Source organism: Vulcanisaeta souniana JCM 11219, assembly GCF_026000775.1.
Taxonomy (GTDB): domain Archaea; phylum Thermoproteota; class Thermoprotei; order Thermoproteales; family Thermocladiaceae; genus Vulcanisaeta; species Vulcanisaeta souniana.
In genome coordinates this window covers 2,331,204-2,346,163 of the sequence record NZ_AP026830.1, presented here as the reverse complement: position 1 = coordinate 2,346,163, position 14,960 = coordinate 2,331,204, and the positions used below count along the sequence as shown (strand labels likewise).

Annotated in this window: 16 protein-coding genes; 2 read left to right on the top strand and 14 right to left on the bottom strand. The window is 43.6% G+C overall.

Annotation, left to right across the window (positions count from 1 at the left end; translation table 11 throughout):
- Positions 1–536: 536 nt before the first annotated feature.
- Positions 537–1,211: a hypothetical protein gene (locus Vsou_RS12810; RefSeq protein ID WP_229709805.1), complete on the top strand. Its 675-nt coding sequence runs from the start codon at positions 537–539 to the stop codon at positions 1,209–1,211.
- Between the two features lies 1 nt (position 1,212).
- Here Vsou_RS12810 and Vsou_RS12805 read toward each other — a convergent pair whose 3' ends face one another.
- The 12 genes from Vsou_RS12805 to Vsou_RS12750 form a co-directional block, all read right to left on the bottom strand.
- On the bottom strand, positions 1,213–2,595 hold the full coding sequence (locus Vsou_RS12805) for a cobyrinic acid a,c-diamide synthase CobB (RefSeq protein WP_308419820.1): 1,383 nt from the start codon (positions 2,593–2,595) through the stop codon (positions 1,213–1,215).
- Positions 2,570–3,226 carry an SAM-dependent methyltransferase gene (locus Vsou_RS12800; protein WP_188603193.1) on the bottom strand — a complete coding sequence of 219 codons (657 nt, stop codon included), beginning with the start codon at positions 3,224–3,226 and terminating at the stop codon, positions 2,570–2,572. The genes Vsou_RS12805 and Vsou_RS12800 overlap by 26 nt, the downstream gene beginning before the upstream one ends.
- An 82-nt stretch (positions 3,227–3,308) precedes the next feature.
- On the bottom strand, positions 3,309–4,118 hold the full coding sequence (locus Vsou_RS12795; RefSeq protein ID WP_054844476.1) for a hypothetical protein: 810 nt from the start codon (positions 4,116–4,118) through the stop codon (positions 3,309–3,311).
- Between the two features lie 102 nt (positions 4,119–4,220).
- Positions 4,221–4,808: a hypothetical protein gene (locus Vsou_RS12790; RefSeq protein ID WP_188603192.1), complete on the bottom strand. Its 588-nt coding sequence runs from the start codon at positions 4,806–4,808 to the stop codon at positions 4,221–4,223.
- Between the two features lie 56 nt (positions 4,809–4,864).
- Positions 4,865–5,233 (bottom strand): DUF6955 family protein, encoded by a 369-nt coding sequence (locus Vsou_RS12785; protein ID WP_188603249.1) that lies wholly within the window; start codon positions 5,231–5,233, stop codon positions 4,865–4,867.
- A gap of 5 nt (positions 5,234–5,238) precedes the next feature.
- Positions 5,239–6,615: a sulfate adenylyltransferase gene (gene sat, locus Vsou_RS12780; protein ID WP_188603191.1), complete on the bottom strand. Its 1,377-nt coding sequence runs from the start codon at positions 6,613–6,615 to the stop codon at positions 5,239–5,241.
- 10 nt (positions 6,616–6,625) lie between these two features.
- Positions 6,626–8,530 (bottom strand): adenylyl-sulfate reductase subunit alpha, encoded by a 1,905-nt coding sequence (gene aprA, locus Vsou_RS12775; RefSeq protein WP_188603190.1) that lies wholly within the window; start codon positions 8,528–8,530, stop codon positions 6,626–6,628.
- Between the two features lie 4 nt (positions 8,531–8,534).
- A complete protein-coding gene (gene aprB / locus Vsou_RS12770; RefSeq protein ID WP_188603248.1) occupies positions 8,535–9,023 on the bottom strand; it encodes an adenylyl-sulfate reductase subunit beta in 489 nt (162 codons plus the stop codon).
- Between the two features lie 10 nt (positions 9,024–9,033).
- Positions 9,034–9,900, bottom strand: coding sequence for a hypothetical protein (locus tag Vsou_RS12765; protein ID WP_264890739.1), 867 nt, complete (start codon positions 9,898–9,900; stop codon positions 9,034–9,036).
- 195 nt (positions 9,901–10,095) lie between these two features.
- Positions 10,096–10,887: a hypothetical protein gene (locus tag Vsou_RS12760; protein WP_188603188.1), complete on the bottom strand. Its 792-nt coding sequence runs from the start codon at positions 10,885–10,887 to the stop codon at positions 10,096–10,098.
- 123 nt (positions 10,888–11,010) lie between these two features.
- Positions 11,011–12,429 carry a (Fe-S)-binding protein gene (locus tag Vsou_RS12755; protein WP_188603187.1) on the bottom strand — a complete coding sequence of 473 codons (1,419 nt, stop codon included), beginning with the start codon at positions 12,427–12,429 and terminating at the stop codon, positions 11,011–11,013.
- A gap of 11 nt (positions 12,430–12,440) precedes the next feature.
- Positions 12,441–13,247: a respiratory nitrate reductase subunit gamma gene (locus Vsou_RS12750; protein WP_229709804.1), complete on the bottom strand. Its 807-nt coding sequence runs from the start codon at positions 13,245–13,247 to the stop codon at positions 12,441–12,443.
- A gap of 92 nt (positions 13,248–13,339) precedes the next feature.
- On the opposite strand from Vsou_RS12750, the gene Vsou_RS12745 reads away from it, so the two are divergent.
- Complete coding sequence (locus Vsou_RS12745) at positions 13,340–13,879, top strand: hypothetical protein (protein WP_054844464.1); 540 nt, start codon at positions 13,340–13,342, stop codon at positions 13,877–13,879.
- Here the strand turns inward: Vsou_RS12745 and Vsou_RS12740 are convergent.
- Both Vsou_RS12740 and Vsou_RS12735 read right to left on the bottom strand, forming a co-directional pair.
- Complete coding sequence (locus Vsou_RS12740; protein WP_054844463.1) at positions 13,851–14,210, bottom strand: DsrE family protein; 360 nt, start codon at positions 14,208–14,210, stop codon at positions 13,851–13,853. The genes Vsou_RS12745 and Vsou_RS12740 overlap by 29 nt on opposite strands.
- Before the next feature lie 491 nt (positions 14,211–14,701).
- Entirely contained in the window at positions 14,702–14,851 is a 150-nt protein-coding gene (locus Vsou_RS12735) for a hypothetical protein (protein ID WP_229709803.1), read from the bottom strand.
- Positions 14,852–14,960 lie beyond the last annotated feature (109 nt).

The following is a 14,960-nucleotide window of genomic DNA, read 5'->3' as shown; positions in this document are numbered from 1 at the left end:
AATAATTATCCAATGTGTATAAGGAATTCCTTAATTAATTCACTGATCATAAAGATGCCAATTAATTCGTAAATTGGGATGATTACTATTAGTTACTTTATTGTAGACCCGCATTAAGTGGTTAAGGGTATCATTACATAGAAAGTATCTACGGAATGATAGCAGCATTTTTCATTAATGGTGTATGTTCTTTTCTTAGATTCGATTTTGTATTTATAGTATCATTTAATGGTGCTGTTGCTCCTTCAGCATTTTGTCCATCCCCAGTATAAATCTTGATCCTGATATTACTATTATATTCAATGAATGTACTAATTAGTACCTTATTGACATTAATGAATGACTCAGCGTTTTCACTAAAGCTACTACCAGGGTCATATTTCTCGATCGGTCTATGGTATTCATAAAAATACTGTTAAGTTCACTGGATACATTTAGTTCAACGCATTGTATGTACGTCATTGTTTTAGTAATTGTAACTAGGTTTAGTTTCATGTGAAATAAGTATTTTTAGTTTAGCCATTAAGAAATATTGAATGATACCTGGCATTGATATTGATATTACGCATTTGATGATTTTGAAGTTTATTCTTCACACTATTCGTGAGACTACGAGAGATGGTGGTCCAAACCCATTGTGGTTGTCATTGGCGGGGCATGTTAGTAAGGCGACGTTTTACAGGAAGATCTCTGAACTGGAGATGATGGGATTGCTGAAAAGAATTAGCAGGAGTAGGTACTTGGTAAGTTTGGGTGGATATTTGTTACTTCTTTTTGCGTATTTTATGAATATTGATGGTATAAATGAGGATACTGCCCAGGCAGTGATTGGGGCCATTAAGGGTAACTGGGGCTTAATAGGGTTCAGTGATGATGAGGTTGAGAGTTATGTAAAATTACTTTACCTGAGTGGCAGGGAAAGGCTCAGTAATGGGCTCATAATGTTATATCAGGAGTTTCCTAAGAACGTTCTATTCATATTACCCAATAACCTTAGGCTTGCCGCCTTTAATTCGCTGTATGAGGCATTAATTAATATGTATGGGGATGCGAATACCGTTAGTAGGGCTAGGAGGGTAATTGCGAAGGCGTTAGTTGATTACTTCCCCACAACGGATATTAATGGTTGCAAGTCGGTGGCATTCATGGATAATGGCAATAAGGCTAGGATACTGGCAATGCAGTGTGGTAATGACTATATACTTAATTAAACTAGGGCTTGGTCTTATTAACCAAGATTCTTCTGAGTATCCTATCAATCACATCATAAGTATCTGGATGGATGTGAAGGTAATGGGCGTAGGCATTATTTATTTGAAAGCCGTCAAAACCATTCACCCCCACGCCCCTCTCGTACTTAATAACGAAGTCATAATTGCCGTGAAGGATCAATGAGGAGTAATGGAATTCGTGCCCCATCAATACGGTATTAGTATTACCAATAATGGAGTCCCTAATTACCCTGGCCTTGGCATAGCCATACCACATGGGTCTCCTATGCATAATTGTCGTGGCATCTATGGCACCCACCATATCATACTCCTCATTGTTATGGATTATTGAATTCGTTAAATACATCAAGCCCCCACATTCGGCATATAGGTACCCACCCGAGTCTATGAATCTCCTCACCTCATACCTAAGGCTACGATTTCTCTCCAGGTCCTCCCCATAGACCTCAGGAAAACCGCCACCAATCAGTAATAGGTCCAATTCACCAAGCTCTTGATCCCTCTCCGGATCTATGAACTTAAGGTCTCTTGTAAAGTTACTGATCCTTTCAATGGTCTCCGGATAATAAAACGTAAACACCCTACCGCCTAATATGCCGACTCTTAACTTAGTCGTGACTTCCTTGGATTCATTTGGACTGGCGTAATCCCTTACCTCAATTGGCTCTGAGTATTCTCTGGCGATTTTAATCACCTTATTAACATCTATGAAGTCCGAGGCATCCCTAAATACATTCATCAACTGCTGAGTATTTACTTCCCCGGCATGCATTAAACCCAGGTGCCTATATTGCATGACTTCCTCCACATCATCGCGCTTCGGTACGTAACCCAGGAACTCCAGGCCCTCGTTCTCCACGGCAGTCCTCAACTTATCTAACTGTCTCTGGTTAACATTCGTAATTACTGCACCAACGATCCTCACGCTTGGGTCGAAGATCCTTAAGCCCCTTATTATGGCTCTCACAGTCCTGTTGATCCTCTCGCCATTGATCACAAGAACGACTGGCGCCCCAAGCAACTTCGCTACTTGGGCGGTGCTACCAACCTCAGTAACTCCGTCCATGCTGTCATAAAGGCCAGAGACGCCCTCAATGATAGCAATGTCGGAATCCATGGAGTACCTATAGAACCTGGTTATTACCCTGTTACCCATAAGCACATAATCAAGGTTCCTGCTTGGTTTGTTGATTATTACGGAGTGATAGCTTGGGTCTATGTAGTCTGGACCAACCTTAAACATGGAGATCCTATAACCAGTCCTTATTAATGCATATGCCAGCGCTAACGTCACGGTGGTCTTACCATTCTTACCCTTATACGAAGCTATTACTAACCTAGGTACTGTGGCTTCCATGTTCATCACGCCTTAATACGAAGATCAATGATGGAGCCCTTACATCGAGCCCATCAACCTTGACACTAACATCTATATCATGGGCCTCCTCATCGGGGTAAGTAACCCTACTAACTATTATGATTTTGTTATTATCACTGAACCTGTGTATTAATTCCTTGGCTATCTTCGACCCCATGAATATGACTCTAACGTCAGCATCAGTATTAAAGTCTATGTTTGGATAGGCCATAAGCATGATCGTGCCCTTCAACTCGATTAGGTACCGGGCAGCAGCCGCTGTGAAGCTACTGACCCCTGGTATCACTTCACAATGAATGCCATTACTAATCGCTTCCCTGCAGATCTCAATCCCCCTGCCGAATATTACAGGGTCTCCATTCTTGAGAAAAACAACATTAAGACCTCTCCTAGCCATCTTTAGTGCCTCAATAACGTACTCCCTATGGTCGTCACCCTTGACATGGCCCATGTATATTTTCTCCGCCCTAGGTGCATACATTCTTATTATCTCCTCATTAATCAATGAACCGTAGAAAATAACATCCGCCTTACTCAATACTTTAATTGCCTTCACGGTAATTAGCTCGGGATCCCAGGGGCCCACCCCAACAACATAGATCGAAATAATGATCACCCTTGTCTTATTACTTATTAAATCGCGGCATTAAATAATGATTATTTCACGTAGCATGTAAAAACCTCACTCACTTAAATAATTAAACAATGATTGATTTTTGATGGCTCAATGGCGATTGTGGGCGGATCCAAATCCCTAACCTTCTAATCTCATGAAATAGGGCACATCCATTGGAATCACTTGGTATAGTAATATTCATGCATGACTTCTCGCAGAGTTTACAAACATATACATAGGCGCTGCCGTTAATGTCAATGTTCACTACAAATCTCTCGTTACCCACAAGTAATGATGACTTTGTGGTTATGTCACTATCAATGATTAACCTGCTGATCAAGTAATGCGTTGCCGTGTTAATCACATCATCCAGTAGATCAGGATTGAGACTTTTCCTTAGTTGGTCCCTATGCTCAAGTATTGAGATCATTATTGCCCTGGGGTCTTCAATCATCCTCAGGGCATTACTATCAATGCCAAGTAATACCGGCATTACACTCAATATTTTCATTGCCCTTTGGCAGCAATAACTCTTTAAATGCCACCTCTGGCATAACCTACTTATAACAATGCCTGGATCGTCAATGCAATTAATGGCTAGACATGTTAGAAGACCCTTAACCGTGGACACGTAAACACACCTTTCGCCGCCAAATTCATCATCATTCAATGGCCTTATTAATCCATATTGGATCATCCTCTTGGCTTTCTTGTATATTGTTGACACAGCAAACCTAGTATTTTTGGAAATTCTGTATAGTGTTATTGGTTCATTATAAATAATGTATGTTAATAATTCCTTAATTGTATCATCGATTTCCATGTCTGAGACGATTGTTTTTTGAAGTAGTCGACTTATCCCATTGCTTATGTAGTTTTTATTCATTAACATATGCTCATCAATTATGTGCATATTCAGTTGAATAAATATGATTTGCTCAGTGCATAAGATGCATTAAATAAATATCCTTATAAGTACGAGTATACATTGAGTTTATTCCTGATGATTTTCTCGGGTTTCTAATATGCATGTTATCACGTCGATACTGATATTAACATCCTCACCATATGAATTACTAACCTCAACAAGATAAATTCCCGGGTTTAATCGCTGAGTCCACGTGAGATTATTTGTATCGAAGTAACCAACTAATATTAAGTCCTCGGCGTAGAAGGCATTATCGCTCACGGGTTCACCAACCCTCTTAATAATTAGGGAAATACTGCCTAGACGAGCCATTACTGCTATTATTGAGACACCTATGAAACCCATGGGAACCATTATTGGGCAGTATATTGACTCATGCCTACGTAATTGAAAACCCACTAACCTACAGGAACTTATTACCGAGAGGAACTGCCTAACGTCCTCCCTTGTTGATGCAATTAACGGGTTTTCGGAAAGTACCTGGGCAATTATCCTAGCCACATCCCTAGCATCGCTTAGGGGCAAGTGTCTCCTCTTTAGTTCGCTGATGCATACCTTTATCTTATCAAGTTGTTCGTCAGTAATTTCAGTTCCTAAATTCCTAAGCTCAGTCCTCAGCACCTTAATAAACTCTGTTTCATAACTATGAAACATAGTAAAGAACCTGAATAAATTAATTAAGATTAATTTTTAAATAAAAACCAAACATATCACTTCTCTTCGGGTAAGGTTGGTGGTGGCAGGTACTCTTCCTCCTTAGCCGCCAACTCCTTAATTATACCAAGTCTCTCGGGCTTCAGTAACTCATCAAAGACCTCCCTACCAATACTCCTCAACTGAGCGATCACCTCAAAGAGCTCTCTCTTAAAGGCCACCGGCGTCTCCTCAATGAAGCCTCTAGCGTCAATCCTAGCCCTCGGAAACTCCTTCAAGATCCGCTGAGCGACTTCATCAGGTACCTCTACCTCAATAACCTTTAGATAACCACCATATAGATCCTTAACCATCCTCTCCAATGGTGTACCCCTGATCCTCTCCAACCTGGATTTATCCAGTATTACGGAGATCTTGTAGGGCATCTCCATCACCTCTTCACCGGAACCTCCATTTGCAGTACCTCGACCTCAAGCTCCCTCTCCTTTAACTCAAGGTACTTCCTATTAACGAATGGGTAACCATAGAACCTCCACCACTTAACAATCACCCTATAAACCTCGGGCCTAAAGATTATTGGCGGTGGCTCAACACCCTCAGCAATCAAACCCCTAATGAAACTACCACTAAACCTCTGGGCCATGTCCGAATGGGCGCATGTGTCGCTATAGGCTATCTCACCACACTTCGGGCAGTACCAAAACTCCTTAATGTTAACAGGCCTAATCTTGAGACCCTTATCGAGATCATAAGGCGGCGCATTTAGGCCGAAACTCGGTATGCCCTTCTCCCAAAGTATTTGTGTTGCGTATGGATCGTAGTAATCACCCACGGCAGCGTGATCCCTGCCAAACATGTGATGTGTGCAACCCATGTTCTGCCTAATTATGCCATGGAGCAGTGACTCAAGTGGGTTGCCGTACCTCATGTCCCATAGGGTGAAGGTGACGATGTGTCTCTTCGGGCTTATATAGCCATACTTATTAATTGCTTCATGACCCTCGAGTATTGCCTCATCAACAAAATCCCCAAGTCTCTTGGCACCGATTATGGCATTAACGAGTATTCCATGGCACGGCTCGATATCACCAAGGTAAGCCGCGTTCTTCATTAAGTGCTCATGGCCTGTATGCGGAACATTCCTAGTCTGGTGGGCAATCACGGTCCTCCAACCCCTCCTCTGCATCTCCTCACGGGACTTAGCCGGCGGATACCAGAACCTACCATATGGGTCCTTAAACACGGGCTCATTGACAACATAAACCTTGCCAGCCAATGCAATACCAGTCATGCTCCTATATATTAACCAACCTGGGTGCTTCTCGTCAAATCTTCTCTTAACGACCTCAGGGTTTCTATCAGGGGTCCCGAAGGTTCTGTCAGCCAGATCCTTAGGATCAAATCTCCAGATCTCCTCGACATCGAGGACTGCAAAGGGCTGACCCTTAAGCCTAAGCAACAATCTATCATGTTCCTTAACACCGAGTTTCCTAAGGTCCTCCTCCGTAACGTCGAATATCATTGGGTATGGGAATAACCAACCATCAAGGAGTCTCCTCTCCCTAAGCACATTCTCAGTCTCATTCCTAGTCATGAACCTGTCCAGTGGGCTGAAGAAACCGTAGGCAATTGACATAATCTCCCTATATACATTCCTAATGGGTAAACCACTCACGGGATCCCTAGTGGCCCTTATGTCGTATGGTATTGCGCCAGCAGCCATGTTAATGGCCTTATCCTTATCCCTAATTACTGCATCCACGAGCCTGCCCCCGTGTGGAGGTGGTGTATGGATCTTGAGACTCATGCTGGTCACCTCATGGGAACTCTATTATGTGTATCACAGGCACTTTCCATACTTCCCACTGCCCAGTCTTTGCATCATACCTTGAGTTAACGAATACATGCCAATTATCATCATCCAGCGCCGGGTAGTCTGCCCTAACGTAGTAACCAGGCCACCTGGTCTCCTTCCTAAACAGCATGTGCCTAATCACGGCCTCCGCAGACAATATCCTGTGCCAAAGCTCCCAAACCCTCATTAACTCATGCCAATCCTGGGCAGCGGCATAATTCACGAGGTCCTCCTTAAGGAACTGTAGTAGTTCTAAACCCCTGTTGAGCATCCACTCGTTGGTCATGTACATTGTTGACCAGCCACCTGCGTATTCATCCATTATCTTCTGAAGCCTAAACAAGCCCTGTTTCCAATACATCTTTGTTGGGTCCACTGGGTGCATGTAACTTGGTCCGGTAACGACATTGTACCTACCCCTCTGGTAACGCTCCAGTGGCTCCATTATCTTGGCTATTAACGAATCGACTTGAGCCCTATCCACGTCTATCTTCTCATCACTGTGGTCCATCACGTATAGTACTGCTGACTTACCTGCTAACCTGCCCTCCGTGAATGAACCACTACTGAACTTATGTGGATTAGCACCGCAAGCATCACCTGCGCAGAATAAGCCATCCAGAGTCGTCATCCTATTATAACCCCAGTAATACTGGTATCCCCTATCGTCTGGTAAGCCCTCGATCTTCCTGGGTGCCAGATCCTCAGGACCACTGGACCATGCACCGCACTCAGTGGCGTGGCTACCCATTACGTAAGGCTCCGTGGTGATCACCTCATAAGGTCTCTCTGATGGTTCATGGTTCTGCCCAGCCCATATGACAACTTGACTTATTGTCATGTCTAGGAAGTCCTCATAGGCCATGGCCTCACTTTCAGTGCCTCTCTTCACTGTTTCCTCGGTTCTCATTAGACTCGGCCCGCGACCAGCCATCCACTCAAGGCGTTGTGCAAATACCCTGAGTGTTGTTGGTGTGATTGGTAGGTCTACGTACTTACCCTTGCCGCTATATAGTTTCCTTATTTCGTCAACATGGGGCTTCCAGAAGTCCTGACCATAGGCATTACTAATCCTTGTCTTAAGCAATAATTGATAGGCGCCAACTGGGCCATAGCCATCCTTGAATCTCGGCACTACGAATCTCGCCTCCATCATTGTCATTACGGCACCAGCCTCAATGAGCATGCCGTAGGATGAGGCCGAGGACCATGGTGGATACCAGCTTCTGCCAAGTCCTTCGCTCTGCGATCTGGGCCTGTATATTTGTGAACCGCCGCCGGCAGCAAGTATTGTTGCCTTTGCCCTAAATACATAGAATGTTCCGTCATTAACATTAAAGCCTAGGGCACCAACAATCCTATTCGGATCGCTTGCGCTCTTTATTAGGTGAGTAACCATGACCCTATTCAATATGTTTTCATCACCAAGGGCCTTCCTAGCAGCCTCAGCAACTATTGGCTTGTAGGACTCTCCATGAATCATTATCTGCCACTTACCCTCCCTAACATAGCACCCAGTCTTAGGCTCGGGCCATATTGGGAGACCCCACTCATCGAATAAGTGCACTGTTGAGTCAACGTGTCTCGTGTAGTCATATACCAAGTCCTCCCTCACAATACCCATTAAGTCACCCCTCACGTACTTAACGTAATCCTCCACGGTATTCTCCTTACACTTAAGCCCCATGTACGTGTTTATTGCCGAAAGTCCCATTGCCACTGCACCGCTCCTATTAATATTCGCCTTCTCGGCAAGTACTACTCTGCAATTCCTGCACCAATACCTAGTCTCCCATGCAGCTCCCGCGCCAGCCATTCCACCACCAATTATTAGGATGTCCGCATCCACATACCTAACCCTCGTCATATTCTCACCCCCTCACCTCAACCTTAACTACCTCTGGAACCTTCGTCTTAGGTAGCTCAACACCAAGTTTATTACCACCAAGCTTCTCATGCTCACAGGATAAGTACGGCGCCCTCAAGAATTCCTTGGATGGTTCTGGGTACTCCTGTGGCGACTTTATTGAGTTCCAGGGCGTGGTCCTTATTGGGAATACGAAGTACTTAACCGTGCCATTCCTATATCTAATGGTCCAGTAAACCCTATTGGTCTTCTCATCCCTGTAAACCTCAACGGCACCACCAAGTGGTGTGAAGTCCATGTAGCCCCTCATCTGGACGGCACCTTGTGGACAGTGCTTAACGCAGTTGTAGCACTCCCAGCAGGACTCTGGTTCTGCGTTGTACGCCTTCCTGCCGAATACACCTGACTTCGTGAACTTCATTATATGGCTTGGACATACATTAACGCAATCCCCGCAACCTGTACACTTTGCCGGGATTACATAAGAGGGCATGCTCACCACCTCACCCATGCCTCTTTGGATGACTTGGTACACGAGATTCAAGCGCCTTCTCAGCCAGTTCACCGCTCCATGGACCAAGTAGCCTAGGCTCAGCGCCCTTCCAAGTCCTGTACTTATCATACAATTGCCATATGTACATGTATATAGCGTGGCCAAACTTTGTCCAGGGCATTGTGGCGAACATCATGGCCACCAGGAATATGTGTACGCCAAATGCCGTGGCCAATGCATAGTAGTTGGTCGGGATTGTGAGTTCAACACCCATTATACCGAAACCACTCAATGCAACAAAGAATGCGGTCCATAGGAAGAAATCCGTAATTGCAGATTCGCTCACCGACCTAGTGTCTTGCCACCTAGTTACCATCATGAGTATGAAGCCTATTACAATGAGGACACCACCAATTGCCCCAGTGCCTATTACTGCATATGGCCCGGTTGGGCCAAGTTTACCGCCGGGTATAAAGGCCACGAGACCTGGGACACCACTTGACACCCACTCGTCATAGATGAAGCCCAGTGTTGTTGATATTGCGGCAAACACGAATCCCCACCAAACAAGTGCGTGGGCTAGTGCCTTAACCTTGGGCTTGCTTAGGTATGTGGCTTGCGTGTGGCAAGATGTCATGGGGGCACCGTAGAATGGGTATAGGAACGCCGTAATTAGCCCAGCAATAAATGCACTCGCCGAGCCCCAATTCCTCGTCGGCCCCTTTATGGGTAGTACATTGCTCAGGTGGGAGAGGGCCAATATGCCTCGGCTTATCTCGATTGCAAAGCCAATCACCATCTCTACAACAAGCACTATGGCGCCATATATTATCCATAGGTGTGGTATTGGTAGGTATAACTCGAACATCGGTCTCATATTACTTTAGTTAAAAAAAGCATTATTTCACATAGATAGTGAAAGTTTATATGCTTATAAATAATTACGTGAATATAATAATGAATATAAATAAATATAAACTAAAATTAACTTAATACTAAATATTCATGCTTCATTATTTAATGATTTTTCAATTTCGCTAATTGTTTTTAATAAGTTAAAAAACAATACCAATCATCTTACTATATTTAGTACATCTTTACTTAGTTCAGTAGTCAATGGACATCCATGATCGTTATTACATGTTATGTATGCTAGTACGCAGTTTTTCTCGCACAGCCTACATATGTACACATAGAGAGACCTATTGTTTTTATAGTATCCCACGAGGAATGAATTATTGCCAAGTATTATGTCTGGCTTTCTATTATTGGATATGCCATTTATAACGTTATTTATTAAGTAGTAAATTGATGTGTTTTTCACGTTGGTTATTGTGCGTTCATCAATGAGCTTACTGATCATTGTCGGGTTATTAATTAATGTACTTAATGCTGTTATCATTAATGTATCTATGTTTTCAAGCACCCTTAGGTTATCATTACTAGCTATATACGGCAGTACTGTGAGTATGGACACCAACCTATGCATATCATAATTCTTTAGATTCCATCTTACCTTGAGCTTACTCAGCACCACATCATCATCCAAGCATTTATAGGCTAAGCAAGTTATTAACCCCTTAACCGTTACCTCGTACATGTGCTTACCATTTAACCTACCATTCGATTCCCTGGGTGTTAATAGGTTATTCTTGACCATATACCTGGCCTTCTTGTAAATTGATGAGATACTATACGGGGTCTCCCTGGAGACCCTATACAGGGTTACCAGCCCTCTTGTGATGATATAGGCGAGCATGTCATTTACGACATTGTCATATTCCACATTCACAAGTCTCCGAAGTTCTAACCTTAGTTCTTCGGGTATGATGCTCAGGGAGTTTATGGTATCGTTACTCTTCATTAATATCCGTATGTATTCATTTGATATTAAGTCGTTTGCTTAATGCAGAAATTGCACAGAGTAATGATAAAATATAAATAATATTTTTTCTAATGAGAAAAATACTAACTTATTCATATACATTCAAACAACTAAAGCCCTATATACAAGGTCCATGAGCCCTGAGTACTTAATCTCCTTACCATACATCTTGTTTAGGTAAGGAACGACATGACTAAGCTGAGCCTTGCAAATTGAACATGGCCTAATAACCCATTGTGCATCCTTCTTAAGGGCTTCCTCATACCAAAGTCTCGCATATTGCGTAACCAATGGCACCACCTCATCCGTTAGGTTACCTCCTTGACCTCCACAACACCAGGTCCATGACCTATTATGCTCGGGATCAACCCAACTCCTAGCAACATGGCTTAGTATGAATCTTGGTTCCTCCGTTAGGTCTCCTCCCCTTGCATATTGACACGGATCTTGATACATATAGACTATGTTGCCATTGGCCTCAGGATTCAACTTTATCCTTCCCTCTCTTATGGCCTTAGCCACCAAGTGATGAATGTGAACCAACTTTATCCCGTATTCCCTAAGTCTTGGTAATGTATAGTTCTTATGGGCCCTCCATGCATGCCCGCACTCGCCAGCAATCACGAGCTTTACGCCTAACTCCCTGGCAACACTAACGTACTTCTCAGCCAAGCCCTGCAGGTGCTTGGGATGAAGGAATAGGCCAAAATTGGCCGTCTCCGCAGCCTTCGTGCTCAACGTATAATCTATACCGGCTGCATATAGGAATAGTAGATAGCCCTTGAGGGTTTCCATATTCATGAAATAATCGGCTGATGACGGTAGTAATAAGGCGTAGGCAGGTTCGTCAATCTTAACCTTAAGTTCAATACCTTTTTCCTGCTTAATTTCCTTAACCACAAAATCAATTATGGACTTAACAGCCCCAGGGGTTAAATTCATGTTATTGCCGTTCTTCCAGTGGGCATCCACTGTTAATGCCGTAAATCTAGATGCCATGCCTATCTCATAGAGTATCCCCCTTACTGCCCTTGTCACGTCAGTCTGTTCAACACCGAGTGGGCAGGCATAACCACATCTCCTGCAGATAAGGCATAGCCAGTAGTACGTGTATATCTTCTTTATGTAATTCATGTCGATTTTCTTAACGGCACCAACAGCCTTGCCAAACAACTTACCGCTAACCTTATCCGCCTTAATTACAGCCCTTATCAACTCAGCGCGTCCAAGGGGTGAGTTATATGGGTCACCAGTCGTTATGTATGTTGGGCAGGCATTCATGCATTGACCGCAGTGAACACATACGTCCACCGCCATCCTCACGTTCTTATTATTCTCATATTCCTCAAGCAATCTCCTCCTAAAGTACTCAACCTTCTCTTCATCAGTGGTTATTGGTTGCTTGAACTTAATTGCCTCATGAAGCCTTGAGACTAATCTTTCATCCGCCAAGTAATGCATGAAGTTAGATGCATCACCCCACTTGAATGGTCTTTCCTTGAATACCTTGTCATACGACATCGGCCGTCACCTCACCCCGTGGTCTTCACCTTTATTGCTGGTCTTGCTATCGTTGGCATGAAGAGGAATGAGAATGGATGCATCATCTTGCTCCATGGGAAGTATGCGATGAATACCATGGCGAGCAATGCATGTACCTGGAGTATTGGGTAGTTAATTATTGGTTGTATGTTTGGATGAAGCATAACCAGGGACCACATCCACTTGCTGATTACGTCAACATAGGCTGGATTGTATGGTGTTATACCGAGTGTTTGATAAAGCCCTAGGACTATTATTGCCAGGAGTATTGCCACTGCGAAGTAGTCATCAAGGAAGCTAAACATGCGTAAAGGAATGCGTACCTTGTACTCACCCATCACTCTTACGGTTATTGTTCTACCAGCGATCCTCCTGACGATGAGGATTAATAATCCTATCAACGCTATTGTGCCAGCAGTACCACCAACATACAACGCAATAGTTTGGTGAAGACTTGGCGTTAATCCAAACCACCTCTCCAGGTATGTGCCTGGGATTACTATGCCAAGATGCCCTATCAACGCGATCCAGATTCCCCAGTGGAAGAGGAAGGATCCTATGAATAGTGACCAGTCCCTGTCCCTGCCAGGTAATGTGTAGAAAATGAATATTCTCTTAAGAACCTCTGTCATCGTTGAGCCCCAGTCATCCCTGTATAGGCAGACATTGGCATTGTAAAGTCCCACTAACCCCTTTGCTGTAATCCACGTGGCCACTCTATATATGATGCCCACTAGGAATATCATTACTACGGCGTATGGAATGTATCCGTAGAGAACGAGATAAAGTTCGTTCATACTCGATTCGTAGTAATCATAGAAACATAAAAAATATTATTACACGTAGTATGTGCAAAACAATATAAAAGTAATGAGGTTTTCATTAACTAATGAATAATGAGGATGATATGAAGAGAAAGGAGATCTCGGAATTAATAAACAAAGCCAAGAACTCCGGCTTCCTGGAGGAACTCAGTATTTCCGATGCTATTGATGACATAATGAAGTCGACGGGTGAGGAAGTTAATTTGATACTGTACGTCCAAGGTGGTGAACCAATGCTGATAAATGCCGCTAAGGAGGAGGATTACGTGTCCCTGGCACTACTCGACCTAGACCTCATAGTGGATATTAACCTCGAGGAATTCCCTAGTATTGCCCAGCTTTTTAATGACCTTGAGGAATTAACAACGAAGATTGGATATGAACTACACGGAGATAGATCAATTGCACCATTTTTATTCCCACTTAGGCTTGATGTAAGTAATAAAAGGGCAATGGTTGCTTGCGGCATAAAGGCAGCCATTACTGAGGAATTATTTAATGAAAACTTTATGGAGGGCTTAATAGAGGATTTAGGGTTTAATTACATGAGATATCTCTCAGAGTTACTAGGCAGTATTACCAGGAGAGAAGGACAGAGCCCTTAGCGATTTCAAAGAGGTCCTTGGGTTCCGCAACAATCACGCCATCAATCAACTCCTCAGCCTTAACATTAAAGCCCTCCATGGCCACTTTACACGCCATGATCCTGATATTATTCTTAATCGCGTCCCTCAACATGTCCCTTGTTGTACTACTTAATTTCTCAAATGTGTTCTTCCTAACCGTAACCACCGAGTGAAGCGCCAGGTATATGAAGACTTCATAACCTAGTGAGGAGGCGATCAATGAAAGCCTTAATACGGCCTGGATTCGATCCTCCTCAGAGGGAGACGTGGTTATGAAGAAAACAACCCTGTTATCCTTATCCTCATTCATCGGCACCCACACTGGCCATGCTTAATTATTGGTTTTATTTCACGTAAACCATGCAAGTACATCATAGCCTTTAGATCGAGCTTCTCCATACCTCATCCATATGAAAGCTAACTGCCCTTCTCCTTGTCCCGAGGGGTGGATTTTCCGATGTATCGGGGTTACATCCATTTCACGGGTACCGCTCCGTTATGAGGAACAGGAATGACAACGTTTTTAGTTGCAATTACTGTTTTCCTATGCCCTCCTTAATAATGTTTGAACCGTTAAGGACACTTTGAAGCCTGTGACCTAACGGGCAATTAACCATACCCCTAGGGCGCCTCTTTACTTCAACGGAGGTGCTATACCCAACAATCTCATACCGTACCCCTGAACCTTAAGTTCAATGCCACCTACCAACTATAATGCATTAATTACGCCAGCATTCCTTACAAATGAAGGAGATGCCTGGTTAACTTCCCCGAACAACCTCCTCTTTTCCTTAAACAGCTCTAGGTATGCGTCCCATTCACCAAGGTTTTCATCCTATCTGCCAACGGCTGAGTCCCTGCAATCCTACTCTGCAGGTAGAAGTAGTCCTTCTCAGTCCCAACACCCTTATACAGTAACCAAGTACCGTAACTTATTATTACGCTTGCCAAGGCGTTTATCCTCAAGTCCGTCGATACTACCTCGCTTCCCTTAGGCCAAGTGAATTAATGCCTGGCCTTTACTTATACTTCCCAAAGGCATGCTGAATATCTGGTTCAA

Bases quoted from the DNA above. Each gene is read 5' to 3' on its own strand.
- Vsou_RS12810 (WP_229709805.1), top strand. From the start codon at position 537: ATGATACCTGGCATTGATATTGATATTACGCATTTGATGATTTTGAAG.
- Vsou_RS12805 (WP_308419820.1), bottom strand. From the start codon at position 2,595: ATGAACATGGAAGCCACAGTACCTAGGTTAGTAATAGCTTCGTATAAG.
- Vsou_RS12795 (WP_054844476.1), bottom strand. From the start codon at position 4,118: ATGTTAATGAATAAAAACTACATAAGCAATGGGATAAGTCGACTACTT.
- Vsou_RS12790 (WP_188603192.1), bottom strand. From the start codon at position 4,808: ATGTTTCATAGTTATGAAACAGAGTTTATTAAGGTGCTGAGGACTGAG.
- Vsou_RS12785 (WP_188603249.1), bottom strand. From the start codon at position 5,233: ATGCCCTACAAGATCTCCGTAATACTGGATAAATCCAGGTTGGAGAGG.
- sat (WP_188603191.1), bottom strand. From the start codon at position 6,615: ATGAGTCTCAAGATCCATACACCACCTCCACACGGGGGCAGGCTCGTG.
- aprA (WP_188603190.1), bottom strand. From the start codon at position 8,530: ATGACGAGGGTTAGGTATGTGGATGCGGACATCCTAATAATTGGTGGT.
- aprB (WP_188603248.1), bottom strand. From the start codon at position 9,023: ATGCCCTCTTATGTAATCCCGGCAAAGTGTACAGGTTGCGGGGATTGC.
- Vsou_RS12765 (WP_264890739.1), bottom strand. From the start codon at position 9,900: ATGAGACCGATGTTCGAGTTATACCTACCAATACCACACCTATGGATA.
- Vsou_RS12760 (WP_188603188.1), bottom strand. From the start codon at position 10,887: ATGAAGAGTAACGATACCATAAACTCCCTGAGCATCATACCCGAAGAA.
- Vsou_RS12755 (WP_188603187.1), bottom strand. From the start codon at position 12,429: ATGTCGTATGACAAGGTATTCAAGGAAAGACCATTCAAGTGGGGTGAT.
- Vsou_RS12750 (WP_229709804.1), bottom strand. From the start codon at position 13,247: ATGAACGAACTTTATCTCGTTCTCTACGGATACATTCCATACGCCGTA.
- Vsou_RS12745 (WP_054844464.1), top strand. From the start codon at position 13,340: ATGAATAATGAGGATGATATGAAGAGAAAGGAGATCTCGGAATTAATA.
- Vsou_RS12740 (WP_054844463.1), bottom strand. From the start codon at position 14,210: ATGAATGAGGATAAGGATAACAGGGTTGTTTTCTTCATAACCACGTCT.